We start from the raw sequence: 24,730 nt of genomic DNA, 5'->3' as shown, positions 1-24,730 counted from the left end.
GGCATGCAATGCGGGCCATGACGAGGACGATCTCCGAAGGTGACCGCGTGCTGCGCAAGGTCGCGCTGCGGATCATGCCGTTCCTGGCCCTGCTGTACTTCGTGAACTACCTGGACCGGGTCAACATCGGTTTCGCCGGGCCGAACGGGATGAACAAGGAGCTGGGCCTGTCCGCGACGGCCTTCGGGTTCGCCTCCGGCATCTTCTTCCTCGGCTACCTCACGCTCGAAGTACCCAGCAACCTCGCGCTGCACCGCTTCGGCGCACGGCGCTGGCTCGCCCGCATCATGATCACCTGGGGCATCCTCGCGACGATCCTCGCGTTCGTGCCCAACCCGACGACCCTGGTGATCATGCGGTTCCTGCTCGGCGTCGCCGAGGCGGGCTTCTTCCCCGGCATCATCCTGTACCTGACGTACTGGTTCCCGGCGGCGCAGCGGGCGAAGGCGGTCGCGTTGTTCATGGCCGCCGTGCCGGTGTCCTCGGCGATCGGGTCCACCGTGTCCAGCCTGCTGATCGCGAACGGGCACGGCGTCTTCGGGCTGTCCGGGTGGCGGTTCATGTTCCTCGTCGAGGGCATCCCGGCGATCCTGCTCGCCTTCGCGACCTGGTTCTACCTCACCGACCGGCCCGAGCAGGCGAAGTGGCTCACCGACGACGAGCGGCGCTGGCTGACGACCGAAATGGACAACGAGCGCCGCGCCACCGAGGCCGAGCACCACTGGCCGCTGCGCAAGGCGCTGACCCACCCGCGCATCCTCGGGCTGGCCTTCGTCTACTTCGCCATCGCCTACGGGCTCTACGCGCTCGGGTTCTTCCTGCCGACGATCATCGCCGGGTTCGGGGCGGAGTTCGGGACGAAGCTGTCGACCGTGCAGGCCGGGCTGGTGACCGCGATCCCGTACGTCATCGCCGCGGTCGTGATGGTGTTCTGGGCGCGGCACGGCGACCGCACCGGCGAGCGGAAGTGGCACGTCGCGCTGCCGATGGTCGTCGGCGGCGTGGCCATCCCGATCGCGCTCTACCTGGGCAACCCCTACGCGGCGATGGTCGCGGTCACGATCTGCGCGGTCGGGGTGTGCGCGGCGCTGCCGACGTTCTGGGCGCTGCCCCCGACGTTCCTGTCCGGCGCGGCGGCCGCGGGCGGCATCGCCCTGATCAACTCGCTGGGCAACATCTCCGGCTTCGCCGCGCCGTACGTGACCGGCTGGCTGCGGGACCTGACGGGCACGCAGCGCACCGGACTGTGGGTCGTCGGCGCCTGCATGGTCGCCGGCGCCCTCGTCGCGATCGCGCTGGGTGCCCGTCCCCGGTCAGACCGCTAGCGGCGCTTCTTCCACACCGAGACGATGGCAGGGCGCGGCAGGTTCGAGCCGCCGTCCGGCCAGTGCGACTCCGGGTTCTCGACCGTGCCGCCCTCGCCGGGGTGCTGCACGGCGACGGTCACGAAGTCGGCCGTCACGTTGGGGCCGCAGGTCTCCGCGCCGACCGGCACGGTGAGGAACTGCTTGACCTGACCGCGGTTCGGGCCGTCGGTGGGCACCGCGAACAGGCCGTCGTTCGTGCCCAGCGCGTTGCCGTCCGTGGAGATCCACAGGTTGCCGTACGGGTCGAACGCGACGTTGTCCGGGCAGGAGATCGGGCTGACCTGGTCCTTCGGGAACCCGCCGAAGTAGGTGTCGGCCGTGGCCGGGTCACCGCAGACCAGCAGCAGGCGCCAGGAGAACTTCAGCGACGCGGCGTCGCCCTTGTCCTCCTCCCACTCCAGCACGTGACCGTTCTTGTTGCCCACGCGCGGGTTGGGCTCGTCCACACCGGCCTTGCCCGCCGCGCCGCGGTCGGTGTTGTTGGTGAGCGCGGCGTAGATGCGGCCGTTGACCGGGTTCGGCTCGATGTCCTCGGGACGGTCCATCTTGGTCGCGCCCGCCTTGTCGGCGGCCTGGCGCGTGAAGACGTAGACCTCCTCGGCGGTGAAACCGTCCACGAAGGACTTGTCGCCGCTGACCAGCGGGATCCACTCGCCGGTGCCGTCGAACTCGCCGTCGGCGGGGAGCTTGCCCGTGCCGTCGATCTCGCTCGCCGGGCTGTCGCCGGTGAACTTGCCGACGTAGAGCGTGCCCTCGTCGAGCAGGGCCGAGTTGTGCCGGCGGGCGTAGGCGCTGGTGCCCTTCTTGTACTTGCCCTTCGACACGAACTTGTAGATGTACTCGAAGCGCTCGTCGTCACCCGAGTACACGGCGACGCGGCCGTCCTTGGTGATCTTGACGTTGGCGGCCTCGTGCTTGAAGCGGCCCAGCGCGGTGTGCTTGACGGGCGTCGAGTTCGGGTCGTTCGGGTCGATCTCGACGACCCAGCCGAACCGGTTGACCTCGTTCGGCTCCTGCGGCACGTCCCAGCGCTTGTCGAAGCGCTCCCACTTGCGCGTCGTGGTGCCCTTGCCGATGCCGTAACGGGTCAGGCGGGCCTGCTCGACCGGGTCGGTGACCTTCTCCGAGTTGGCGAAGTACTGGTGGAAGTTCTCCTCACCGGACAGGACCGTGCCCCAGGGGGTGACGCCACCGGCGCAGTTGTTCTGCGTGCCGCGCACCTTCGTGCCGGTCGGGTCGGCGGAGGTCTTCAGGTACTTCGAACCGGCGGCCGGGCCACGCACCTCGAAGGTGGTGTCCAGGGTGATGCGGCGGCCGTAGCGGCTCGGGATCACTTCGAGCCCGCCGCGCAGGCGGCGCACGACCTGCACGACGGACAGGCCGTGGGCGGCCCAGCCGATCTTGACCTGCTCCTCGGTGGGGTTGTCCTCGTCGTACTGGCCCGCCGGGAACATCTGCGTTTCGGTCGTGTACTCGTGGTTGACGACCATCAGGTAGCGCCAGCCGAGCGAGTCCTGCGGGATGAGACCCACGAAGTCGTTGTTGTAGCCGAACTGCTTGGCCTGCGCGGACGCGGTCTGCCGGTCCCGGTCGAACCTCGGCGCGCCCCACACCACCGGGTCGCCCCAGCGGATCACGACGTTGCTCTCCCAGCCGTCCGGGATGGTGACCGCGTCGGCCGTGTTCGGCGCGACGGGGGTGAAGTCGGTGCCGGGCACCGGGCGGCCACCGTTGCCGTGGCCGTGGCCGTGGCCGTGACCCGCCAGCGCGGGCGGCACGGCGGCGGAGGCGGTGGCCCCGCCGCTCATCGCGGCGAACGCGCCAGCGGTGGCGGCCATGACAGCGCCGGCCTTGAAGGCACCACGGCGGGACATGCCCTTGACGACGTCACCGAAGTACTCGTTGGACGAGGAGTTGGGCGCCTCGTGGGCGCACTGGTTGCCGCAGCGGTAGACACACGTGGTCGCGGCCCGGCCGCTCGGGTGGGTAAGGAGGGGCAGCAAACGCCCGGGGGTGAAGGACACCTGGTCTCCAGTCACTCAGTCAGGGGAAACGCTCGTGACGTTAAGCGACGGAGGCCAGGCGTCCTCAAACTACAGGTAAACAGAGATCAAAGCTCTTCTCCGACCAGGGCCGCTTCGGCGGGCACTCGGTGCGGATCGGTGCTCTTCGTCCGGATTGCGAGCAAACCACCGGCCAGCACGCACAGAATCGCGGCGATGACGAACGGGGCGTGCTCCGACCCGAGCCATTCGGCGACGTGCCCGACGAGGGTGGCCGCGACCGCGCCGCCGAGCCAGCGGCAGAAGTTGTAGCCCGCGCTGGCCACCGGTCGCGGCGCGTCGCTGATCGACATCGCGGTCCCGGTGAACAGCGTGTTGAGCAGGCCCGAGACCAGCCCGGACACGATCACGCCGACCACGACCACCGGCTTGCTCGGCACCACCAGCACCACCATCAGGACGGCGTACCCGAGCACCGACACCACGGTCGCGTGCCGCTCGCCCAGCTTCCCGGCGAGCTTCGGCGCGAGCACCACACCGGCCACCGCGACGCACAGGCCCCAGCCGCAGAAGATCAGCCCGACCGCGACGGCGCTCCAGTCCAGCACGAACGGCGTCCAGGCCAGCACCGTGAAGAACGCGGCGGTGTAGAACGCCGAGCCGATCGAGGTGCGCAGCAGACCGCCGTGCTTCAGCGCGCGCAGCGGGTCGAGCAGCTTGATCGGCGCTCGTTTCTCGTGTTTGTCCCCGGCCAGGAAGATCGAGCACAGCGCGAGCGCGGCGGCCATCAGCACCGCGGTGCCGACGAACGGACCGCGCCACGAGATGCTGCCGAGCAGGGCGCCGAGCAGCGGGCCGACGGCCAGTCCGACACCGAGCGCGGCCTCGTACAGCAGGATCGCGCCGGACTGCCCGCCGGTGGCGGCGCCGACGATCACCGACAACGCGGTGGCGATGAAGAACGCGTTGCCCAGCCCCCACACCGCACGCAGGGCGACCAGCTGCTCGATCGAGCCCGCAGCGGCACACAGCGCGGTCGCGATCACGATCAGCGTCAGTCCGGTGAGGACCGTCCGTTTCGGTCCGAACTTCGCACTCGCCGCGCCGGTGACCAGCATGGCGATCACCTGCACGCCGAGGTAGGACGAGAACAGCAGCGTGACCTGGGACGGCGTGGCGTGCAGCCCCTCGGCGATGGACAGCAGGATCGGATCGACCAGCCCGATTCCCATGAACGCGATGACGGCGGCGAACGCCGTGATCCACACCTGCTTGGGCTGGCCCTTGAGCGCGTCCAGCAGGCTCCCGTGTTGGTTGCTCATCCGAGCAACTCCTCCTTCTTGACCGGATCGATGAGCCTCCGCAGGGCCGGCAGCGCCGCGTCGATCGCGTCACGGTCGGCCGGATCCAGGGCGGTCAGGCGCTCGCGCAGGAACTCCTCGCGCGCGACGACCAGCTCCTCCACGTACCGCACGCCGGCCTCGGTGGCCTCGATCAGCACCGCGCGGCGGTCGTCCGGATCGGGCCGCCTGCTGACCAGGCCGAGCCGTTCCAGCCTGCGGACCAGGTCCGTCATGGACGGCTGCCGCACGCCTTCCAGCTCGGCCAGAGCGCTCATCCGGCGTGGTCCGTGGAGGGCCAGTTCGCTCAGCACGGATCCCTGGGTCAGGGAGAGCTGGTGCTGCGGGGTCAGCCGCCGGACCACGTAGTACAGCCGGAAGACCAGCGGGCGCAGCTCGTGCGCGAGCTCTGCTACTCCTGGGTTCACTTAGCTATCCTAAGCTTTTTTGCTTAGAATAGCTAAGTTAGTCGGCTCACAAATCGGTCAGATCAGGCTACCGGGGTGTCGCAGAGCGCGGAGTCGACGACCTTCCAGCGGTCGTTCGCGTGCTCGCCGGTGACGAAGGTGTTCGTCACCACCGCCGCGCGCCTGCCGTCGTCGGTGGCGAAGGTCGCCGAGCTGTACCCGGGAACGGTGCCGGCATGACCCCATGCCGCACCGCCGCAGGTGAGGTCCATCCGGATCAACCCGAGGCCGTAGCTCAGCCCGTCCCCGAGGTCGGACGGCACCGTCGCCCGCATCTCGGCCCGCGCCGCCGCCGACATCACCCTGCCGTCGGCGAGCGCCTGCATGAACTCCGCCAGTTCCTCCTCGGTCGAGACGACGGCGCCCGCGGTGGCCCAGGGTGTCGTGTCCGCGATGGTCACGTCGGTCCAGAAGTAGAACGGCCCCAGCCGTCCGCCGGAGTAGCCGTGCGCGTACGGCGCCTCGAGCCCGGTTTCGGCGGCGGCCGGATACTTCGTGCGGGTCAGGCCGAGCGGCTGGACGATCCGGGTGTTGACGGCGTCGGCGGCCGACGTGCCGGTGACCTGCTCGATCAGCATGCCCAGCACGTGGTAGCCGACGTTCGAGTACGACCAGCCGGTGCCCGGCGCGAACAACGGCGGCTGGGTCAGCCCGGCTCGCACCAGCTCCGCGAGCCGGAAGGTGCCGTCCGGGTCGCGCTGCGCGCCGCTCACGTCGCGCGCGATCCCGCTGGTGTGCCGCAGGAGCTGGCGCACGGTGATCGCGTTGCCGTCGTAGCCGTTGCCCTGCACCACGCCGGGCAGGTAGGTCTCGATCGGCTCGTCCAGCACGATCCGGCCCTCGTCGACCAGCTGCAGCACCACGGCCGCGACGAACGTCTTGGTCTGACTCGCGGCGCGGAACTGGTCACCGGCCTGGATCGGCCGAGTGGAGATCGTCGAGTTGATTCCCTTGTGCAGTTCCCACGTGCCGGTGCGGTTCCCGGCATACACGGCCGCGCCCGGACCGCCGTTGGCCTGGTAGGTGTCGAGCAGAGCCTGGGTATCGGCGTGAGCGGCGGGCTGGGCGGACACCGGCGCGGCCAGCGCCACCGACGCCGTGGCGGCGGCGAGCGCCACCGCCACCTTCGAAAACCTGGTCACGGAGCTTCCCCTTTCCGCGGCGGCCCCGGTGGCCCCCACCCGCCGGATCCTGCGGGCGTGCGGTGACATCGCGATGAAACACGTAGGGTTCGACGCATGGACGCGGTGGTTTTCGACCTCGACGGGGTGCTCGTCGACTCCGAACAGACCTGGGACGAGGTGCGCCGCTCGGTCGTGGCCGAATACGCGGGCAGCTGGACCGCCGGGGCGACCCGCGCGATGCAGGGGATGAGCACCCCGGAGTGGGCGCGGTACCTGGTCGAGAAGCTCGGCGCGCGGCTGACGCCGGAGCGGATCGCCGAGGTCGTGATCGACGGGATGGCCCAGCGCTACGCGGGCGGCCCGCCGGTGCTGCCCGGCGCCGCCGAGGCCGTGCGCGCGGTCGGGCAGCGCTTCCCCGTGGCGATCGCCAGCTCGTCACCGCCCGTGCTGATCAAGGCGTTCCTCGAAGCCACCGACCTCACCGGCCTGGTCGAGGTGGCCCTGTCCAGCGAGCAGGTGGCGGCGGGCAAGCCCGCGCCGGACGTCTACCTGGAGGCGGCTCGGCAGCTGGGTGCCGAGCCCACGCGGTGCGCGGCGGTCGAGGACACCACCAACGGGCTCAAGGCGGCGCTGGCCGCGGGCATGACCGTCTACGCCGTGCCCAACCCGCACTTCCCGCCCGACCCCGCGGTGCTCGGGCAGGTCCACCGTGTCCTGGACACCGTCGCGGACCTGCCCGCCGCACTGCGGGAATGAAAACTCAGCGCTCGACGTCGCCGGTGATGAACTTCTCCACCGAGTCCCGCGCGGTCGAGTCGTCGTACTGCTCCGGCGGCGACTTCATGAAGTAGGAGGACGCCGACAGCAGCGGGCCGCCGATGCCGCGGTCGAGTGCGATCTTCGCGGCACGCACCGCGTCGATGATGATGCCCGCCGAGTTCGGCGAGTCCCACACCTCGAGCTTGTACTCCAGGTTCAGCGGCACGTCACCGAAGGCGCGGCCTTCGAGGCGGACGTAGGCCCACTTGCGGTCGTCCAGCCACTGCACGTAGTCCGACGGGCCCACGTGGACGTTGGCCTTGCCGAGGTCGCGGTCGATCTGCGACGTGACGGCCTGGGTCTTGGAGACCTTCTTGGACTCCAGGCGCTCCAGTTCCTTCATGTTCTTGAAGTCCATGTTGCCGCCCACGTTCAGCTGCATGGTGCGGTCGAGCTGGACCCCGCGGTCCTCGAACAGCTTCGCCATCACGCGGTGGGTGATGGTGGCGCCGACCTGGGACTTGATGTCGTCACCGACGATCGGGACGCCCGCGTCGGTGAACTTCTGGGCCCACTCCGGGTTCGAGGCGATGAAGACCGGGATCGCGTTGACGAACGCCACACCCGCGTCGATCGCGCACTGCGCGTAGAACTTCTGCGCCTCGTCCGATCCGACCGGCAGGTACGAGACCAGCACGTCGACCTCGGCCTCGCGCAGCGCGGCGACGACGTCCACCGGCTCCTGGTCGGACTCCTCGATGGTCTCCTGGTAGAAGCGGCCGAGACCGTCCATGGTGGGACCGCGCAGCACCGGCACGCCCAGCGGCGGCACGTCGGTGATCTTGATGGTGTTGTTCTCGCTGGCGAGGATCGCTTCCGACAGGTCCTGGCCGACCTTCTTCGCGTCCACGTCGAACGCGGTCACGAAGTCCACGTCACCGACGTGGTACTGGCCGAACCGCACGTGCATGAGGCCGGGCACCCGGGAAGCCGGGTCGGCGTCGCGGTAGTAGTGCACCCCCTGCACCAGCGACGCCGCACAGTTCCCGACGCCAACGATGGCCACCCGTACGCGGCCGCTGTTGTCGCCCATGCCGGTTTCTCCTTCGTTCAGTGATGTCTTGCCGATTTCGGATGCGGTCTCAGCGTTGAAGGCCGCGTTGCTCGTCCTGTTCGTGCGCGATCAGTTCGTTCAGCCAGCGCACCTCGCGCTCACTGCTCTCCAGCCCCAGGCGGTGCAGCTCACGCGTGTACCGGTCGATCTTCTCCTCGGCCCGCGCGAGCGCGGCCCGCAGCCCTTCGCGGCGTTCCTCGACCCGCCGGCGCCTGCCCTCCAGGATCCGCATCCTGACATCGGCCGGTGTCCGGGAGAAGAAGGCCAGGTGGACCCCGAACCCCTCGTCCTCCCAGGTCTGCGGCCCGGCGTCGGCGAGCAGCTTCGCGAAGTGCTCCTTGCCCTCCGCTGTGAGCTTGTACACCGTGCGGGCCCGCCGGCCCCAGCCCTTGACGGGCTCCCCGTCGTGCCCGACGTCACTGTCGGCTTCTTCGATGAAACCCGACCGCTGCAGCCTGCGCAGGGTCGGGTAGAGCGAACCGTACGAGAACGTGCGGAACATGCCGAGCGTGTCGTGCAGCCGTTTGCGCAGCACATAGCCGTGCATCGGTGCCTCGTGCAGCAGCCCCAGGATGGCGAACTCCAGCACGGTGCACCCCCTTCCGAGGAACTCCACGACACTCCGGCAACCTAACGCCCGATTATATCGAGCCGATACATCGAAGTGGTGTACCCAACACCAATGATCACCCGATGCGATGTGAACCACACCCGTGAAGTTCACCAGAGCGTTATCGAAATCGCGGCGTGTCGGGCACGCGGTCCAGACCGTTAGCCCGCACAGCTCATGGCGGACACACGGCGGCCACGTAGTCTGTCACCGTGCAGAACCAGCGACAGGTCGTGGACTACGCCTTGCAGCGCCGTGCGCTGCTCGCCGGCGTCCGCTCCGGTCGCGTCGGCACGCGCGACGTCTGTGACGCCGACCCGTACCTGCTCCGAGCCGCACAGTTCCACGGTGAACCGAGCCAGGCGCCGTGCCCGCTGTGCGGGAAGGCCGAGCTGACGAACGTGTCCTGGGTGTTCGGGGACCAGCTCAAGCAGGTGTCCGGCTCGGCACGCACGCCGGCCGAACTGGCCCGTCTGAACAACCTCGTCGGGGAGTTCAACGTCCATGTAGTCGAGGTGTGCCGGACGTGCCGCTGGAACCACCTGGTGCGTTCGTACGTCTTGGGCAACGGAGCCCCGCACCGCCCGTCCCGGAGGACAGCCGGGCAGTGAGGGGAAGCAGCGCTGCGCCGGCACTGGACCACAGAACGGCGCCCGGTGTACCGCCGGTCTGGGAGGCTTTTTCGTGAACGACCACCGCAATCGCTCCTGGCCTGGACAGGAGCCCGACGAACCCCGCCGTGGCCAGTGGCCCGGCGAGAACGAGCCGGCGTGGCCGAGCGGCAACGAGCCGCCCCGCCGTCCGATGCCCCCGCGCGGTGGGCAGCAGCCTCCCCGGCGTCCCCAGGCCCGCGGGCCGCAGGGCCCGCAGTGGCCCGGTGAGGGCGGCGGTCAGGGCTGGCCAGGTGGCCAGGACCCGGACGCCCCCCGCGGCGCCCGCCGCGTGCCGCCCCCCGGCAACCGGATGCCACCGCCGCCGCCGCGCCGTCCCGGCCCGCCGCCGGGGCCGCAGAACCCCGGCGACCGGCCGATGCGCGGCGGTTACCGTCCGCCCGCCGGTCCCGCTGCCGCGGGTGCCGCGGCCGGTGCCGCGGGCCGACGTCCGGTGAGCGGCGACTCCGAGCCGGGCCTGCTGACCCACGCCGAGCTGCACCACGGCTACGGCGACGACCACCGCGGCTACGGCGACGACCGCGACGACTACGACGAGCAGGCCGGCTTCAACGAGTTCGGCCCCGAGGACGACGACGCCGAGCCCGAGGAGGGCAAGAAGGGGAAGAAGGCCAAGGCGGCGTTGACCCCGAAGCAGCGCAAGAAGCGCCGGTGGAAGATCATCCGGCGCTCGCTCTACGCCCTGTTCGGCGTGTTCGTCGTGCTGCCCGCGATCGCGTTCACCATCGCCTACTTCCTGGTCGACGTGCCGACGCCGGAGGAGGTGCTGGCGCAGCAGAGCCAGGTCGTCACCTACTACTACAGCGACGGTTCGGTCATGGGCAAGGACGTCCCGGACGGCCAGAACCGGCAGCTCCTCAAGCCGGGTCAGGTCCCGGAGACCGTCAAGCACGCGGTGTACGCGGCCGAGGACGCGACGTTCGAGACCAACAACGGCTTCGACATCTCGGGCATCCTCGGCGCCGTCTACAACAACCTGACCGGCGGCTCCGGCGGTGGTTCGACCATCTCCCAGCAGTACATCAAGAAGGCCACCGAGAACGAGGCGCCCACGCTCACCCGCAAGGCGACCGAGCTGGTCAAGTCGTTCAAGATGAACCAGACGCAGTCCAAAGAGGACATCATCACCGCGTACCTGAACATCATCTACTTCGGGCGCGGCGCCTACGGCATCGAGGCGGCCTCGCACGCGTACTTCAACAAGACCGCGGCCGAGCTGAACCAGTCCGAGGCCGCGCTGCTGGCCGGCATGATCCAGGGACCCGGCAAGTCGGAGAACGCCGAGTACACCACGTGGCGCTGGAACTACGTGATGGACAACCTGGTCAAGTACAACTGGCTGCCGCAGGCCGAGCGGCAGGCGGCGCAGTACCCGACCCCGCTGCCGAAGGACCAGACCAAGCCGCAGGCCATCACCGGCAACAACGCGTTCGTCCAGTCCCAGGTGGAGGCCGAACTGGAGAACGCGGGCTACTCCAAGGAGAAGCTGGTCGCGGGCGGCTACAACATCTACACGACCATCGATCCCAACGCGCAGAGACTGGCCGAGAAGGCCGTCAACGACTACATGAAGGACCAACCGGACACGCTCAAGAAGGCGCTGGTCGCGGTCGATCCGAAGACCAGGGGCGTCCTCGCCTACTACGGCGGTCCGAACGACGAGACGGACTACATCGACTGGGCGAACACCGCACGCAACCCCGGTTCCTCGTTCAAGACGTTCGACCTCGTCGCCTTCCTGAAGATGGGCAAGGGCCTCGGCGAGACGTTCGACGGCACCACCCACCGCCAGTTCGGCGTGCTGCCCAACGGCAATCCGCGCTACATCAACAACGCGGGTGTGTCCAACAGCTGCTCCAAGGAGTGCACGGTCGCGGAAGCCACGATGCGCTCGACCAACACCGTGTTCTTCGACATGGTCGCCAACGTGACCGGCCCGCAGGCGGTGGCCGACGCGGCCGAGGAGGCCGGTGTCCGGTCGTTGAAGACGGTCGACAACAACATCTCGCTCGGTGGTGGCTCCACCGCCGTGACGCCGCTGGACATGGCCACCGGGTACGCGACCATCGCGGACAACGGGACCTACCTGGACCGGCACTTCGTGCAGAAGGTCACCGACTCCGGTGGCGAGGTCGTGTACCAGCCGTCGGCCAATCCGAAACCGGCCTTCGCCGAGGGTGACGCGAACAAGAGCAAGCAGATCGCGGGCAACGTGACGAACGCGCTCGAACCGGTGATCGACTTCTCGAAGTTGAAGTGCCCCTCCGGCCACGAGTGCGCCGGAAAGACCGGTACGCAGCAGTACGACTCCAGCGCGGGCAACGGCAGCGGGTCCGAGAAGGACAACTCGCAGGTGTGGATGGTCGGCTACACGCCGTCGATCTCCGTCGCGTCCTGGGTCGGCAGTGACAAGAACAGCCCGCTGCGCGACAAGAACGGCGACGCGGTCTCCTCGACCGGTCTGCCCGCCAAGATCTGGCAGCAGTTCATGAACGACTACCTCAAGGGCAAGCCGAGCGAGAAGTTCCCGACGGTGTCGCCGATCGGCAAGAACGCGACCGCCGGTGACGACGCGTCGACCACCTCCAGGGCGTCGAGCACGAAACCGTCCACGACGACCTCGGACACGCCGCCGCCGAACACGCCGTCCACGCCGGAGACGTCGGAAACCACGCCGACCACGAGGACCACCCGCACGGGTATCTCGATTCCCGAGTGGCCGGGCGGCCCCGGCGACGACTTCGGGCCGACCGGCACGGAGGACGGCGGCTGATCCCGGGCTCACGCGCCAGGCCGTAACATCGCGCGCGTGTCCAGCCCGACCGACGAGACCACCCCGGACGATCCCGCGCCGGCGTCACTCGACGCCGGCGAACGGGTCGCGCCGACCCGGAGCGATCCGCTGGTGGCCGCCGCGAGCAGACCACTCGGCGGGCCGGTGGGCGATCACGCGGCGGTGGGGCGGCACTGGTTCTGGACACCGCAGCGGGTCGGGCTGGCGCTGGCCGCGCTGGCGCTGATGCTGTGCTGGTTCGGCAAGGCCAGCTGCATCCAGCAGTACGTCGACGAGAGCGGGCAGGCCCAGCTGGACTGGCGGTCCGGGCGGCCCTACGTCGCGATGTGCTACTCCGACGTCGTCCCGCTCTACAGCGCCGAGCGACTGGACCAGCCGGGCACGTTCCCGTACGCGACGAGCTGGGTGGACAACCCCGGCACACCCAACGCGCAGACCCGCTACATGGAGTACCCGGTACTGACCGGCCTGTTCCAGTGGGTCAACGCGAAACTCACCGAGGGCTGGTCGGCGGTCGCCGACGCGGGCTGGCTACCCGGCGGCCTTCCGGTGGCGATCTACTTCGACATCACCGCGTTCTGGCTGGCGGTGGCGTGGCTGGTGACCGTGTGGGCGGTGGGCCGGACCGCGAGGCGCAGGCCGTGGGACGCGTGCCTCGCGGCGATCTCACCGCTGGTGCTGGTGCATGCGTTCACCAACTTCGACACCGTCGCCACGGCGTTCGCGGCGACCGGCCTGCTGGCCTGGTCCCGGCGCAGACCGGCCGTCGCCGGGCTGCTGCTCGGCCTCGGCGCGGCAGCGAAGCTGTACCCGCTGTTCCTGCTCGGGCCGCTGCTCGTCCTGTGCATCAGAGCGGGGAAGCTGCGCGAGTGGGCGACCACGGCCGGCGTGACGGCAGGCACCTGGCTGGCGGTCAACCTGCCGATCGCGCTGACGTTCAACGCGGGCTGGCAGGAGTTCTTCCGGCTCAACGCGCAACGCGGCATGGACCCGGACTCGGTCTACAACGTCCTTTCCTACTTCACCGGCTGGACCGGGTTCGACGGGACGCTCCAACCGGGACAGACACCGACCTGGTTGAACGTCGTCACCGGCGTGCTGTTCCTGGTGTGCTGCGCCGGGATCGCCTACGTCGGCCTGTCCGCGCCGGTGCGGCCGCGGCTGGCCCAGCTGGGTTTCCTGGTGGTGGCGGCGTTCCTGCTGACCAACAAGGTGTGGAGCCCGCAGTACTCGCTGTGGCTGGTGCCGCTGGCGGTGCTGGCGATCCCGCGCTGGCGGCTGCTGCTGGGCTGGATGCTGCTCGACGCGCTGGTGTGGGTGCCGCGGATGTTCTACTACCTCGGCACCGACCACAAGGGGCTGCCACCGGACTGGTTCCTCGGGTTCGTCGCCGTGCGGGACCTGGCCGTGCTCGGGCTGTGCGTGCTGGTGTTGCGCGAGATCTACCGCCCCGCCGACGACCTGGTGCGCCGCACCGGCGACGACGACCCGGCGGGCGGCGTGCTGGACCGGGCGCGGGACGTCGTCACCGTGCGACGGCGGCGCGCCCGGCACGCGGTGGCCTGACCGGCCTTCTTTCCGCTACCCGCACCGCTCCGCAAGCGCGGGAGCACCGTCCCATCAGTCGAGGCAGAACTCGTTGCCTTCGGGATCGGTCATGACGATGTGACCGGGGCTCAGCGGCTCGGCTTCGTAGCGCTGGACCCGCTTCGCGCCCAGAGCCACCAGCCGGTCGCATTCGGCTTCGAGCGCGGTCATCCTGGCCTCGCCCTGGAGGCCGGGGGCCGCGCGGATGTCCAGGTGCACGTGGTTCTTGGCGATCTTGTCCTCCGGCACCTGCTGGAAGAACAGCCGCGGACCCCGCCGGTCCGGGTCCTCGACGGCGGAGCGCGTGTTGCGCTGGTCCTCCGGCACGCCGAGTCGGGCGAGGAACTCGTCCCACGCGGCCAGCGGGTCGGCGCCCTCGGGCAGGTCGACGCCGGGCGGCCCGGGGTGGACGTAGCCGAGCGCGTCACGCCAGAACGTGGACAGCGCGGCCGGGTCGTGTGCGTCGAAGGTGATCTGGACGTCGCGGCTCATCGGGTGGCTCCGTTCGTGTGCAGGTGGAGGTCGCGCAGCAGGCTGACCTCGGACAGGTGGTGGATCAGCTCGCGGTGGATGTGCAGCACCAGGTCGGCCATGGTGAGTTCCGGGTAGGGCTCCTTGTCGCCGACCGGTACCCGTAGCCCGGCGTCGCCGAGTTCACGCACCCCGGCCAGCCAGAGGCCGAGCTGGGTCTCGAGCTGCCCGAGCGCGGTGGCCGCGTCACCGGCGTACTCCCAGTCGTCGTACGAGGTCGCCGGTGCGCCGAAGTGTGCCGCGTTGCGCAGGGCGAGCACGCCGACGATGACGTGACCCAGCCGCCACGCGATCGTCGTGAAGGGCGCGGGCTCGGGTGTGGGGAAGGCGTAGTCGATCGTGAAGTCCCCGGCGCCGGCCTGCACCGGCGCCGTCGAGGTGCCGCGGCGCCGCACGTTCCAGGCGCCGGGGACCGGCGACCAGAAGTACTCGTCGTCGGTGAGGCCGTCGAGCCGTGCGCGAATCTGGTGGTTCCAGTGCCATTCCCACTGCTCACGCAGCGACCGGTTCAGGTCGAATTCATCCATGTGCCCAGCGTGGCAGGGATGGCGGACAGGATCGGTCCGCTATCTCTGGCAGGCTGTGGACGTGGACGACCTGGGCACGACGGAGCGGGTGCTGGCACTGCTCGGCCTCCTGCAGCAGCGCCAGGTGTGGACCGGTCCCGACCTCGCCGCCCGCCTCGGTGTCACGACCCGTACGGTGCGGCGCGACATCGAGCGGCTGCGCGCGCTCGGCTACCCCGTGCACGCCGGCCAGGGCGTCGGCGGCGGCTACCGGCTGGGCGCGGGCCAGGACCTGCCGCCCCTGCTGCTCGACGACGAGGAGGCAATCGCGACAGCGGTCTCCCTGCTCGCGGGCGCGGGTGGCGCGGTCGCCGGTGCCGGTGACGCCGCGTTGCGCGCGCTCACCAAACTGGACCGCGTGCTGCCGACGCGGTTGCGGCACGAGGTGCGCGCCCTGTCCGGTTCGGTGGAGTCCTTCGGCGGCGGCCGCTCACCGGTCGACGCCGCGGTCCTGATGACACTGGCCAGGGCCTGCCGCGACGAGGTCGAGGCCACGTTTTCGTACCCGTCCCGCGACCAGGTGCGGCGCCGGGTCGAGCCGTACCGCCTGGTCGCCTCCGACCGGCGCTGGTACCTGCTGGCCTACGACCTCGACCGCGACGACTGGCGCACCTTCCGCGTCGACCGCATGACGGAGGTGTCCGCGCGGACCTGGCACTTCCGTCCACGCGAGGCCCCCGACGCGGTGGCGTACGTGCAGGAAGGGGTGACGAGCCGGGTCTACACGCACCAGGCCCGGTTCCTGCTGCACGCGCCCGCCGACACGGTGCGCGCGCAGATCCCGGCGTCGGCGGCCGCCGTGCACGCGCGGGGGAGCGGGCACTGCGAAGTGGCCAGCGGCGCCGCGAACCTCGACTTCGTGCTCCTGCACGTGGTCCTGCTCGGGCACGATTTCGAGGTGCTCGACCCGCCGGACCTGCGAGCACGGTGCCGCGAACTGGCCGAGCGGCTTCGGGCGGCGGGAGCTTAGCCGAGCTTCTCCCGCAGGTAGGCGATGTCGTCGGCCTGACCGTCGGCGGGAGTTTCGACCACTACCGGCGCCTTCGCGGCCGCCGCGACGTTGACCAGCGCCTCCGGATCGATCGTGCCGTCGCCGTGCACCACGTTCGCGTGCCGGTCACGGGCCGAACCGAACTCGTCGCGCGAGTTGTTCAGGTGCACCAGGTCGATGCGGCCGGTGATCGCCCTGACCCTGTCGACCACGTCCTCCAGCTGCCAGCCCGCGGCGAACGCGTGGCAGGTGTCCAGGCAGAACCCGGCGCCGAACTCGGCGACCTCGTCCCACAGCCGCGCCAGCAGGTCCATCTCCCGCGCCATCGCGCCGTCGCCGCCCGCGGTGTTCTCGATCAGGACCGGCACCGCGAAGCCGCCGTCGGCCGCCTGCCGCTCGAACAGCTTGCGCCAGTTCGCCAGGCCCGCCGCGACGTCCTCGCCCTGGCGCACGTGCCCGCCGTGCACGATCAGGCCCTTCGCCCCGATCTCGCGCGCGGCCTCCGCGTGCTGCACGACCAGCTTCCGCGACGGGATCCGGATGCGGTTGTTCAGCGAGGCGACGTTGACGATGTAGGGCGAGTGGATGAACACCTCGACCCCGGCCGCCTCGATCTCCGCCTTCGGCGGCCGCGGCACCGGCTTCTTCCAGCCCTGCGGGTCGGCCAGGAAGAACTGCACCACATCGGCCGAACGCTCCTTCGCGGCCGTGAGCGGGTCGTCGTCGCGGACGTGCGCACCGATCTGCATGGGGCCACGCTACCGGCGTAATCCACCCCGTTCCGCCCGAGCGGGTGGACCGTGTGCAGTACGGTGAACGCGGTCCGTGACACACGTGGGTGCTGGGGGGACACATGGGGAAGAACGCGCGCCGCGCCGGGGTCGTCGGGTTGGTCCTGGGAGCCTCCACCGCTCTCTCCGCTCCCGGCGCTTTGGCCGAAGAAGCCGATCCCGCGCTGGCGGGCAGCTGCGAAGCGACCCTGCAGGGCGGGTCCGGGCAGGCCCTCACCCTGGACGCGGGCGCGCCGCTGAACCTGCCCGGCGTGATCACCGTCGGCACCGGCTCGGACTCCGCCCCGACCGGCCCCGGCCAGCGTGACCCGCTGCTGTCGCTCCCGGTGGCCGATCTCGCCGACGCGCTCAACGTCGGCGACACCCCGGTCGTCGGCGACCTCGCGACCGATCAGGTCTGCCCCGGGCTGCAGAACACCGTGAACGCCCTGTCCACGGCCACCCAGAGCATCGCGGGCGGCGAGCAGCTCGACCCGCCGCCGCCCGGCGACCAGGAGACCCCGCCGGCGGACGAGAACCCCGCGCCCGGTACGCCCGATCCGGGCACCCCGGCGCCGGGCGGTCCGGCACCGGCCCCCGACACTCCCGTGCCCGGTGCGGAGGGCGGCGTCGTGCCCGTCTCGTTCGTGCCGGCCGACTTCTTCGCCGGTTCCGGACTGACCGCGGTGACGCCGCCGCTGGACGCGCTGATCCAGCCCGGCGCCGTCGCACCGGCGGCACCCGGCCTCGTCCCACCTCCTGAGACGGAGCCCCCGCTGGTCACGCAGAACTCCGGGACCGCCGAGGCGATGCCGGAGTCGGCGGCACCGGCGCGGCTGCCCCTGATCATCGCGGTGTTCGCGCTCGCGCTCGTGGCAGCCGCACTCACCCGCGCGTGGATGCGGCGCGCCTGACGACTACTTTCCGGCATGCGGGCGTCACGCACCTGCATTACCGTCGTTGAACCAGTGAGCGACGCGCTGGAGGACGACGATGCAGAGCCGCACACGCAGAACCGCCGCCGCGGGAGCCGCCGCGTTCGTACTGGCCGGGTCGGCGACGCTGGCCCTGCCCGCCACCGCGAGCGCCGAGACGCACACCGCCCAGTGCGGTGACACCATCACCGCCAAGCCGGGGGACGTCATCAAGACCCCGCTCGGGCTGAAAACCGTCACCGACGGCCTGACCTCGATCGTCGGCGGACTGCTCGGCGGCCTGTGCCAGATCACCGTCAAGGTCGTGGACACCGTCGTCGAACCGCTCCCCGTGGTCGGCGCACCCGCCGCGGACGCGGTCAACGGCGCCGTCGCGGGCACCACCAACGGCCTCACCAGCGCCACGGGCAAGGCGGGCGAGATGCTCAGCGGCAGCGCGGGACAGCCCGCTCCGCAGCAGCCCCCGGGCAGCGGCGGCAACCAGCAGACCCCGCCCGGCTCGACGCCGGGCCGCACCGGCGGCGCGGCGCCCGCCGTGATCCCCGGGTCGACCAGCCCCGTCCTGGCGGGCGACCCGTCGGCGTTCAGCCTCGTGCCGTTCGGTTCGGGCAGCGCGTACGCGCCGATGCGCAACTACGCGGGCCTGCCCTTCGCGGTGGCGGCGCAGTGGGCTCCCTCGCCGGGCCTGCGCTACGGCGGCCGGATCCCCGGTTACGCACCCCAGTACGGCGCGCTCGGCCAGCCCGCGAAGTCGGACAAGGCCGTGCAGAACGCGGGCCGGGCGGAGGCCCTGCCGTCCGATTCCCACGGCGGCGGCTCCGTCGCGTTACCCATGCTCATCGCCGTTGTCGCCCTATCGGGTGTCAGCGCCGGTCTCGTACGGGCATGGGTCTTACGCGTGGCTACCGCTTAGTATCCTTTGGGTCCGCTCGTCGTTAACCCCTTCCGGGGACGCCTGCGATCACTGGAGGACCGCGCTCGTGCGCAAGACCGGCCTGATGAAGACCACCCGTAGAGCGCTGACCGTCACCGCCATGACGGCGGCCGTCGTCGGCGGCTCGCTGCTCACGACGGGCACCGCCTCGGCCAGCACCGTGCTTTCGCAGGCGTGCTCGGGCACCGTGGTCGGCGCACTGAGCGACCAGGTCGCCGTGCAGGGCAAGGACGTCGCGGGCATCGTCAAGGCCGGCGCGCAGGAGCAGGAGTGGTTCCTGCACCTCAACGGCGTCGACCCGGCCAAGATCGCGGACACGATCACGAAGAAGGGCGCGGTCACCGTCGGCGAGATCCCCGCGGGCACCGCCTCCGGCGCCATCGACGGCAACGCGATCGCCACCGCGGTCACCACCGCGCTCAAGGACGCGGGCGACCCCTACCAGGTCGGGCTCGGCATCGGCGGGGACCAGCAGCAGAAGACACTCGACGCGATCCAGCGCAAGGTCGCGGGCAACTGCGGTCTGGCCACCTTCGCGAACAACTACCAGCAGCCCGGCCTGCCCTCGACGCAGCCCGGCCCGACCACCACCGTGCCCGGCACGACCGCACCGTCCACCACGCCCGGCATCTCGGGCACCGGTTCGGCCACCGCCCCGCCGCGCAACTACGGCAACATCCCGGCCGCCGTGCCCGGCGTCGCCGGGGTCGCGGTGCCGCCCAGCGCGCTCTACCCGTCCACCGCCACGCTGCCCGACCAGGCGCTCCCGCAGGTCGGCGTGCTCGGCGGGTCCTCCGGCACCACCGGCGGCCAGGCCGACGTGCGCACCGCGGGCAACGCCAGCGCCATCGGCGGTGAACCGGCGGGCGGCAACGTCCAGCTGCCCATGCTCCTGGCGGTCGTCGCGCTGGCCGGGGTGAGCGCCGCGCTCGTGCGGACCTGGGTGCTGCGCAAACTGTCATAGCCACCGCGTACCCTGGTGAACCGGCAAACCCTCCTGCCACGGAAATTCCGTGGCCGTGAAGCCCACAGGAGGTGAGTGGTTGTGTCGCGCCATTACGAGGTAATGGTCATCCTCGACCCCACGCTCGACGAGCGTAAGGTCGCCCCGACCCTGGACACCTTCCTCAACGTGATCCGCACTTCGGGCGGCAGCGTGGAGAAGGTCGACGTGTGGGGCCGTCGCCGGCTCTCCTACGAGATCAAGAAGCACGCCGAGGGCATCTACGCGGTGCTCGACCTCAACAGCGAGCCGGACGCGGTCAAGGAGCTCGACCGCCAGCTGTCGCTGCAGGAGACCGTGCTCCGCACCAAGGTCACGCGCAAGCCGGTCCCGCGCAAGGCCGCCAAGGTCGCCGCGGCGAAGGTCTGAGGCGCGTAGCCCATGGCTGGAGACACCATCATCACGGTGGTCGGCAACCTCACGTCCGACCCCGAGCTGCGGTTCACCCCGTCCGGCGCCGCCGTCGCGAACTTCACCGTGGCGTCCACGCCGCGCACCTTCGACCGCCAGACCGGCGAGTGGAAGGACGGCGAGGCGCTGTTCCTGCGCTGCAACATCTGGCGGCAGGCGGCGGAGAACGTCGCGGAGAGCCTCACGCGCGGTGCCCGCGTGGTCGTGCAGGGCCGCCTCAAGCAGCGGTCGTTCGAAACCAAGGAAGGCGAGAAGCGGACCGTCGTCGAGCTCGAGGTCGACGAGATCGGTCCGTCGCTGCGCTACGCCACCGCGAAGGTCAACAAGGTCAGCCGCGGCAGCGGCGGCGGCGGGGGCTACAGCGGCGGAGGCGGTGGCGGCGGCTACGGCAGCGGTGGCGGCGGGGGTGCCCCCGCCGACGACCCGTGGGGTTCCGCCCCGCCGGCGGGCGACAGCGGCGGTTTCGCCGACGAGCCCCCCTTCTGATCAACCACTCGTTCTTTAGATCCCCAGGAGCATCACCGTGGCCAAGCCACCGATTCGCAAGCCGAAGAAGAAGGTCTGTGTGTTCTGCAAGGCCGAGCAGAAGGGCCACCCGGAACTCATCGACTACAAGGACACGAACATGCTGCGGAAGTACATTTCCGACCGCGGCAAGATCCGTGCCCGCCGGGTGACCGGCAACTGCAGCCAGCACCAGCGCGACATCGCCACCGCGGTCAAGAACTCCCGCGAGATGGCGCTGCTGCCCTACACCTCGACCGCGCGCTGAGGGGGGACCACATCATGGCGAAGATCATCCTCACCACTGACGTGGCCAACCTCGGTGGCCCCGGCGACATCGTCGAGGTCCGCGACGGGTACGCCCGCAACTTCCTGCTGCCCCGCGGCTACGCCATCGTGGCGTCCAAGGGTGCGGAGAAGAACGTGCAGACCATCCGCCGCGCGCAGGAGGGTCGCCGCATCCGCGACCTCGACCACGCCCGCGAGATCAAGGCCGCGCTGGAGGGCCTGGGCACCGTCGAGCTGACCGCGAAGGCGGCCGAGGGCTCGAAGAAGCTGTTCGGCTCGGTCACTACCGCCGACATCGCGAACGCGATCAAGGCGGCGGGCGGCCCGCTGCTCGACAAGCGCGTCCTCGAAACCGACGGTCACATCAAGACCGTCGGCAAGCACGCCGTCAACGCCCGCCTGCACCCCGACGTGCAGGCCGCGGTGCGCCTCGAGGTCAAGGCAGGCCAGTAGGCACCGGCAGTACCACGAACCGGGCAGGTTCCGCATGTGCGGGCCTGCCCGGTTTTTACTGTTCGGGCACGGGAACCGGGCGGGCTGCGTTAGCATCCAAGCTGGCGACCAGTGGCCACAGCGTAGGGGGTATCGGGCGATGGGCAATCCGACCGACCGGTTGACGGAGGTTCCGCCGCCGGCGCCGATCAAGGTGGGCAACGGCGGTTCGGCCGGCGGGTACGAGTTCTCCCCGGACGAGGTCCGCGGCGTGATCAGCAAGTGGAAAGAGCTGCTGACCGACCTGCAGACGGACCTGTCCAACGCCAACACCATCGCCGAGGTGAAGCCTCCCGGCCAGGAGTTCGCCAGCGGTGACTTCGTCAACCGCGCGGCGAAGGTCTCCGGTGAGACCCTGCAGCTGCAGCACCAGCGGATGGTCGACTACGTCAAGAACTACATCGAGGCCCTGCAGAAGGCCGCCGGGATCGTCGAAGAGAACGAGGACGAGCAGCACAAGAACGTCGGCGGGTACCAGGCAGTCTGATGACCACACGCAACAGCTGGCTCGGCGCCGCCGCGGTCGCCGTCACCCTGCTGACGGGGTGCTCGAGCGGAGACGGCGCGGACAGCGCCGCCGAGACGAACGCCGCGCCGTCGGTCGACCCGGCGCCGCGGGTGCCGTCGCCGCTGGTCACGGATTCGCTGGTGCGTGATCCGTGCACCGCGCTGTCGCCCGCGCAGGCGGCGGAGATCGGGTTGGCGAACCCCGGCGAGCTGTATCCCAGCCCCGGCGGGCAAGGGTGCCGCTGGCAGTCGGCGGGGTACGACGCCAACAAGATCTTCGTCGCGCCGCTGGGCGACCAGGACACCGGGCTCACCGGGGTCTACGCGAACCGCGCGCAGGACAACTACTTCGAGCCGGTCACGATCGAGGGCTACCCGGCGGTGTTCGCGGCCAACGCCGACCTGCGCGGCAGCGGCACGTGCGCGCTGTGGGTCGGCGTGACCGACCAGCTGGTCGTCAACATCAACTCGAGCATCCTCGACGGCCCCAACGTGACCGATCCGTGCCCGGTCGTCCAGACGGTCGCGACCGCGATGGTGCGGCAGCTCAAGGGGGCCGCGTGATCCACACCGACTTCAGATTCGCCGTCAGGAGGGGTTCCCATGGGTGATGACGACTACAAGGCGGGACGGGTGGTCGCGGGTGCCGCCGTCGGCGCCGCCGTCGGTTCGGTCGTGCCGGGTGTCGGCACCGCGATCGGCGCGGGTGTCGGCGCCGTGGTCGGTGGCCTCGCCGGGCTGATGTCCACGCCCGAAGCCGAACACCACGAGGCGAACATCGGCGGCCGCACGATCGACGCGCGCAAGATCTGGGAGCAGATCAGCCCCGGCAGCTCCTCCTCGCTGACGGCTGGCGCGAGTGCCGCGGACACGCTCAAGGGCGTGCACGAGGAGCGCGCCAGGCTGATCGGCCAGATCAACGAGTTGATGGACAACGCCTGGAAGGGCATGGCCTCGGGCCAGGTCCAGGCCGGCGCGCACCCGCTCGGCATCTGGCTGCAGGATTCGGCCACCAACCTCGGCAAGAGCTCGACCTACCTCAACGACCAGGCCGACGCCTTCGACACGGTCAAGGGCAAGGTTCAGGAGGTCCCGGCTCAGCCGCCGGACGGCGGCTTCCTCGACGGCATCAACCCGATGTCGGACACCGACGAGCAGATCGAGCAGTACAACCAGCGCGGCAAGGCGAACGTCGACGCGTTCAACAACTACTACCAGGCGAGCATGACCAACGCCGGTGGGATGCCGCAGTACTCGGCCTGGCAGGGGAACTCCTTCTCCGACGGCAATCCCGGCGGCGGTTTCCCCGGCGGCGGCGGTGGCGCGGGCAGCATGCCGGGCGGCGCCGGCGGCGCGGGCGCCTTCAAACCGGCCAGCACGGGTGACCTGCCGCAGTTCAACTCGCCGACGCCGACGTCGAACATCCCGACCTCCACGACGCCCGCCGGGTACACGCCGAGCACGGGGCACAACCCGGCGTTCGACGCGACTTCCGCGTCCGGCTACCAGCCGACCTCCACGAGCGGTTTCGGCCCCGGTGGCGGGGGCGGCGGCTTCGGGCCTGGTGGTGGTGCCGGTTTGGGCAGCGGTGCCGGTGCCGGTGCTGGTGCCGGTGGCGGAGTCGGCGCCGCGGGCTTCGGCGCGATGGGCGCGGGCGCGGGAATCGGGTCCGGAGCGACAGCCGGAACGGGTGCCGGCGCCGGTGGTACCGGTGCGGGCGGCGCGGGTGCCCGTGGTGGCGCCCGTGGTGCGGGCCGCGCCGGGATGTCGGGTGCGCCGGGCATGGGTGGCCGTGGTGGCCGCTCCAACGGCGAGGAAGACGAAGAACACGACAACAAGTACATGGTGGGCGACGACCCGAACGAGCTGTTCGGCACGGATGAGCTGACGGCTCCGCCCGTCATCGGCGAATGAGGCCCGCCGCGATGGTGATGAACCGGCCGTTGACGATCACCACCCCGACGCTGCTCAACCTGATCCAGCGCCGGGGCGGCGATGCCCACAACACCCTGTCGTCCACAGCCATCTGGTACGACGAGACGGCTCAGCGGATCATCGACCAGCAGGTCAACGCCGTGCTCCAGCATCACGGCCTGATGGGGCCGCGGGGGATGGACCGCGATTTCGGCGCGATGATCGAGTCGATCGCACGGCCGCACGTGGAGTTCTACGGCTGGTTCGAGGGCACATTCCCGGATGCGCCGCAGAACTTCACGCTCTTCGCGGGCAGCGGTCCCGGCGGCGGGTTCGTCCTCTCGCGCTACATCAAAGAGGACGTCGTCGTGATGCGGCCGGAGCGGCCGGAACGGTTGCTGCCGACGTTCGTGGACCAGATCCCGCACATCTCACCCGGCGGCAGCAGCCCGCTGGTGGCCCCGAAGAGCGAGGTCTACGGCGGCCACCGCCGCCCGGCCAACGAGGAGATGTCCATCATGCGCGGCGGTGGCGGCCGCGCGGTGGCGGAGCCGGGCAAGGAGATCAAGCGCATCCTGGAGGCGCCGCGCGTGGCGGGCGGCAGCCTCTACGCGGCGGCGCGCACCCGGGCCGGTGTCCGCAAGCGATGCGAGCGGGCGCTCAACTTCATCGACACCAGCGAGGGGCGCTGGCTGATGGAGGAGCGACCGGGCTCCGGCGAGCCGTTGATCGTACTCACGCCGGGTACGCCGCAGGCCATCGGAGAACGACTACACAACGCAATCCGTTCGCTGGGCTGAACTGACGATGGGACCCCCGCTCGGACGAGCGGGGGTCCCTTCTACTTTGCGTAGCCTTCATCCACAGGTCGAGGCACCGTCAGCTGCGCGACACGCCGAAGGTCGCGCGCGCGGCGACACGCCGAGGTTTTTTCACCCGTGTTGTCCACAACTTACCCACAGGGTCTGACCTGTGGTTTTCCTGGCGGTCCGCAGAGTTGCCCCCAGGTTGTCCACAGGGAACAGGCTGCCTGTGACTGGTTCGCCCC

26 protein-coding genes are annotated in these 24,730 nt (G+C 70.3%); 17 read left to right on the top strand and 9 right to left on the bottom strand.

Annotated features, from left to right (window positions below; all coding sequences use genetic code 11):
• Nucleotides 1-17: 17 nt before the first annotated feature.
• Nucleotides 18-1,325, top strand: a complete 1,308-nt coding sequence (locus tag HNR02_RS09315; RefSeq protein ID WP_179772751.1) for an MFS transporter — start codon at nt 18-20, stop codon at nt 1,323-1,325.
• Here HNR02_RS09315 and HNR02_RS09310 read toward each other — a convergent pair.
• The 4 genes from HNR02_RS09310 to HNR02_RS09295 all read right to left on the bottom strand — a co-directional run bounded on the left by HNR02_RS09310 (nt 1,322) and on the right by HNR02_RS09295 (nt 6,319).
• A complete protein-coding gene (locus HNR02_RS09310) occupies nt 1,322-3,391 on the bottom strand; it encodes a PhoX family protein (protein ID WP_179775811.1) in 2,070 nt (689 codons plus the stop codon). The two genes, HNR02_RS09315 and HNR02_RS09310, sit on opposite strands and share 4 nt — an antisense overlap.
• An 86-nt stretch (nt 3,392-3,477) precedes the next feature.
• Entirely contained in the window at nt 3,478-4,692 is a 1,215-nt protein-coding gene (locus tag HNR02_RS09305) for an MFS transporter (protein ID WP_179772750.1), read from the bottom strand.
• Nucleotides 4,689-5,138, bottom strand: coding sequence for a MarR family winged helix-turn-helix transcriptional regulator (locus HNR02_RS09300; protein ID WP_179772749.1), 450 nt, complete (start codon nt 5,136-5,138; stop codon nt 4,689-4,691). The genes HNR02_RS09305 and HNR02_RS09300 overlap by 4 nt, the downstream gene beginning before the upstream one ends.
• A 62-nt stretch (nt 5,139-5,200) precedes the next feature.
• A complete protein-coding gene (locus tag HNR02_RS09295) occupies nt 5,201-6,319 on the bottom strand; it encodes a serine hydrolase domain-containing protein (RefSeq protein WP_312860958.1) in 1,119 nt (372 codons plus the stop codon).
• Nucleotides 6,320-6,415: 96 nt separating this feature from the next.
• On the opposite strand from HNR02_RS09295, the gene HNR02_RS09290 reads away from it, so the two are divergent.
• Nucleotides 6,416-7,057, top strand: a complete 642-nt coding sequence (locus HNR02_RS09290; RefSeq protein ID WP_179772747.1) for an HAD family hydrolase — start codon at nt 6,416-6,418, stop codon at nt 7,055-7,057.
• A 4-nt stretch (nt 7,058-7,061) separates the two neighbouring features.
• On the opposite strand, the gene HNR02_RS09285 is transcribed toward HNR02_RS09290, so the two are convergent.
• Nucleotides 7,062-8,153, bottom strand: a complete 1,092-nt coding sequence (locus tag HNR02_RS09285; protein ID WP_179772746.1) for an inositol-3-phosphate synthase — start codon at nt 8,151-8,153, stop codon at nt 7,062-7,064.
• 49 nt (nt 8,154-8,202) lie between these two features.
• Nucleotides 8,203-8,763: a PadR family transcriptional regulator gene (locus HNR02_RS09280; RefSeq protein ID WP_179772745.1), complete on the bottom strand. Its 561-nt coding sequence runs from the start codon at nt 8,761-8,763 to the stop codon at nt 8,203-8,205.
• 233 nt (nt 8,764-8,996) lie between these two features.
• Between HNR02_RS09280 and HNR02_RS09275 the strand changes: the two genes are divergently transcribed.
• The 3 genes from HNR02_RS09275 to HNR02_RS09265 all read left to right on the top strand — a co-directional run bounded on the left by HNR02_RS09275 (nt 8,997) and on the right by HNR02_RS09265 (nt 13,815).
• Nucleotides 8,997-9,395, top strand: a complete 399-nt coding sequence (locus tag HNR02_RS09275; RefSeq protein WP_179772744.1) for a DUF5318 family protein — start codon at nt 8,997-8,999, stop codon at nt 9,393-9,395.
• 418 nt (nt 9,396-9,813) lie between these two features.
• Nucleotides 9,814-12,228, top strand: a complete 2,415-nt coding sequence (locus HNR02_RS09270; protein WP_179775810.1) for a transglycosylase domain-containing protein — start codon at nt 9,814-9,816, stop codon at nt 12,226-12,228.
• A 36-nt stretch (nt 12,229-12,264) separates the two neighbouring features.
• The gene (locus HNR02_RS09265) at nt 12,265-13,815 is read left to right on the top strand and encodes a glycosyltransferase family 87 protein (RefSeq protein WP_179772743.1); all 1,551 of its coding nucleotides are present in this window, start codon (nt 12,265-12,267) and stop codon (nt 13,813-13,815) included.
• Between the two features lie 54 nt (nt 13,816-13,869).
• Here the strand turns inward: HNR02_RS09265 and HNR02_RS09260 are convergent, their stop codons facing one another.
• Entirely contained in the window at nt 13,870-14,328 is a 459-nt protein-coding gene (locus tag HNR02_RS09260; RefSeq protein ID WP_179772742.1) for a VOC family protein, read from the bottom strand.
• On the bottom strand, nt 14,325-14,894 hold the full coding sequence (locus HNR02_RS09255) for a DinB family protein (RefSeq protein ID WP_179772741.1): 570 nt from the start codon (nt 14,892-14,894) through the stop codon (nt 14,325-14,327). Before HNR02_RS09255 ends, HNR02_RS09260 begins: the two co-directional genes overlap by 4 nt.
• Nucleotides 14,895-14,955: 61 nt before the next feature.
• Between HNR02_RS09255 and HNR02_RS09250 the strand changes: the two genes are divergently transcribed.
• Nucleotides 14,956-15,903, top strand: coding sequence for a helix-turn-helix transcriptional regulator (locus HNR02_RS09250; RefSeq protein ID WP_376772841.1), 948 nt, complete (start codon nt 14,956-14,958; stop codon nt 15,901-15,903).
• Here HNR02_RS09250 and HNR02_RS09245 read toward each other — a convergent pair.
• A complete protein-coding gene (locus HNR02_RS09245; RefSeq protein ID WP_179772739.1) occupies nt 15,900-16,673 on the bottom strand; it encodes a deoxyribonuclease IV in 774 nt (257 codons plus the stop codon). The two genes, HNR02_RS09250 and HNR02_RS09245, sit on opposite strands and share 4 nt — an antisense overlap.
• 104 nt (nt 16,674-16,777) lie before the next feature.
• Here HNR02_RS09245 and HNR02_RS09240 point away from each other — a divergent pair, with 104 nt between their 5' ends.
• From HNR02_RS09240 to HNR02_RS09190, 11 genes are all read left to right on the top strand, one after another.
• Nucleotides 16,778-17,608, top strand: a complete 831-nt coding sequence (locus tag HNR02_RS09240; protein ID WP_179772738.1) for a hypothetical protein — start codon at nt 16,778-16,780, stop codon at nt 17,606-17,608.
• A gap of 79 nt (nt 17,609-17,687) precedes the next feature.
• Entirely contained in the window at nt 17,688-18,542 is an 855-nt protein-coding gene (locus tag HNR02_RS09235; protein WP_179772737.1) for a hypothetical protein, read from the top strand.
• A gap of 67 nt (nt 18,543-18,609) precedes the next feature.
• Nucleotides 18,610-19,527, top strand: a complete 918-nt coding sequence (locus HNR02_RS09230; RefSeq protein ID WP_179772736.1) for a hypothetical protein — start codon at nt 18,610-18,612, stop codon at nt 19,525-19,527.
• An 81-nt stretch (nt 19,528-19,608) separates the two neighbouring features.
• Entirely contained in the window at nt 19,609-19,935 is a 327-nt protein-coding gene (rpsF, locus tag HNR02_RS09225) for a 30S ribosomal protein S6 (protein ID WP_179772735.1), read from the top strand.
• Between the two features lie 12 nt (nt 19,936-19,947).
• Nucleotides 19,948-20,463 carry a single-stranded DNA-binding protein gene (locus tag HNR02_RS09220; protein ID WP_179772734.1) on the top strand — a complete coding sequence of 172 codons (516 nt, stop codon included), beginning with the start codon at nt 19,948-19,950 and terminating at the stop codon, nt 20,461-20,463.
• Between the two features lie 37 nt (nt 20,464-20,500).
• Nucleotides 20,501-20,749: a 30S ribosomal protein S18 gene (rpsR, locus tag HNR02_RS09215; RefSeq protein ID WP_179772733.1), complete on the top strand. Its 249-nt coding sequence runs from the start codon at nt 20,501-20,503 to the stop codon at nt 20,747-20,749.
• 14 nt (nt 20,750-20,763) lie between these two features.
• A complete protein-coding gene (gene rplI / locus HNR02_RS09210) occupies nt 20,764-21,222 on the top strand; it encodes a 50S ribosomal protein L9 (protein ID WP_179772732.1) in 459 nt (152 codons plus the stop codon).
• 139 nt (nt 21,223-21,361) lie between these two features.
• A complete protein-coding gene (locus tag HNR02_RS09205) occupies nt 21,362-21,748 on the top strand; it encodes a hypothetical protein (protein ID WP_179772731.1) in 387 nt (128 codons plus the stop codon).
• A complete protein-coding gene (locus HNR02_RS09200) occupies nt 21,748-22,332 on the top strand; it encodes a DUF3558 domain-containing protein (RefSeq protein ID WP_179772730.1) in 585 nt (194 codons plus the stop codon). Before HNR02_RS09205 ends, HNR02_RS09200 begins: the two co-directional genes overlap by 1 nt.
• Before the next feature lie 39 nt (nt 22,333-22,371).
• Nucleotides 22,372-23,682, top strand: coding sequence for a hypothetical protein (locus tag HNR02_RS09195; protein ID WP_179772729.1), 1,311 nt, complete (start codon nt 22,372-22,374; stop codon nt 23,680-23,682).
• Nucleotides 23,679-24,482: an ESX secretion-associated protein EspG gene (locus HNR02_RS09190; RefSeq protein ID WP_246338530.1), complete on the top strand. Its 804-nt coding sequence runs from the start codon at nt 23,679-23,681 to the stop codon at nt 24,480-24,482. Before HNR02_RS09195 ends, HNR02_RS09190 begins: the two co-directional genes overlap by 4 nt.
• Nucleotides 24,483-24,730: the final 248 nt, after the last annotated feature.

Origin of the sequence: Amycolatopsis endophytica (assembly GCF_013410405.1) — a bacterium.
Taxonomy (GTDB): Bacteria; Actinomycetota; Actinomycetes; order Mycobacteriales; family Pseudonocardiaceae; genus Amycolatopsis_E; species Amycolatopsis_E endophytica.
The sequence above is the reverse complement of the archived record's forward strand: the minus strand, read 5'-3'. Positions and strand labels throughout refer to the sequence as shown.

Coding starts and splice junctions, on each gene's coding strand:
- HNR02_RS09240 (WP_179772738.1), top strand. CDS start 16,778: ATGGGGAAGAACGCGCGCCGCGCCGGGGTCGTCGGGTTGGTCCTGGGA.
- HNR02_RS09305 (WP_179772750.1), bottom strand. CDS start 4,692: ATGAGCAACCAACACGGGAGCCTGCTGGACGCGCTCAAGGGCCAGCCC.
- rplI (WP_179772732.1), top strand. CDS start 20,764: ATGGCGAAGATCATCCTCACCACTGACGTGGCCAACCTCGGTGGCCCC.
- HNR02_RS09245 (WP_179772739.1), bottom strand. CDS start 16,673: ATGCAGATCGGTGCGCACGTCCGCGACGACGACCCGCTCACGGCCGCG.
- HNR02_RS09190 (WP_246338530.1), top strand. CDS start 23,679: ATGAGGCCCGCCGCGATGGTGATGAACCGGCCGTTGACGATCACCACC.
- HNR02_RS09235 (WP_179772737.1), top strand. CDS start 17,688: ATGCAGAGCCGCACACGCAGAACCGCCGCCGCGGGAGCCGCCGCGTTC.
- HNR02_RS09255 (WP_179772741.1), bottom strand. CDS start 14,894: ATGGATGAATTCGACCTGAACCGGTCGCTGCGTGAGCAGTGGGAATGG.
- HNR02_RS09285 (WP_179772746.1), bottom strand. CDS start 8,153: ATGGGCGACAACAGCGGCCGCGTACGGGTGGCCATCGTTGGCGTCGGG.
- HNR02_RS09270 (WP_179775810.1), top strand. CDS start 9,814: ATGCGCGGCGGTTACCGTCCGCCCGCCGGTCCCGCTGCCGCGGGTGCC.
- HNR02_RS09205 (WP_179772731.1), top strand. CDS start 21,362: ATGGGCAATCCGACCGACCGGTTGACGGAGGTTCCGCCGCCGGCGCCG.
- HNR02_RS09220 (WP_179772734.1), top strand. CDS start 19,948: ATGGCTGGAGACACCATCATCACGGTGGTCGGCAACCTCACGTCCGAC.
- HNR02_RS09200 (WP_179772730.1), top strand. CDS start 21,748: ATGACCACACGCAACAGCTGGCTCGGCGCCGCCGCGGTCGCCGTCACC.
- HNR02_RS09315 (WP_179772751.1), top strand. CDS start 18: ATGACGAGGACGATCTCCGAAGGTGACCGCGTGCTGCGCAAGGTCGCG.
- HNR02_RS09195 (WP_179772729.1), top strand. CDS start 22,372: ATGGGTGATGACGACTACAAGGCGGGACGGGTGGTCGCGGGTGCCGCC.
- HNR02_RS09290 (WP_179772747.1), top strand. CDS start 6,416: ATGGACGCGGTGGTTTTCGACCTCGACGGGGTGCTCGTCGACTCCGAA.
- HNR02_RS09260 (WP_179772742.1), bottom strand. CDS start 14,328: ATGAGCCGCGACGTCCAGATCACCTTCGACGCACACGACCCGGCCGCG.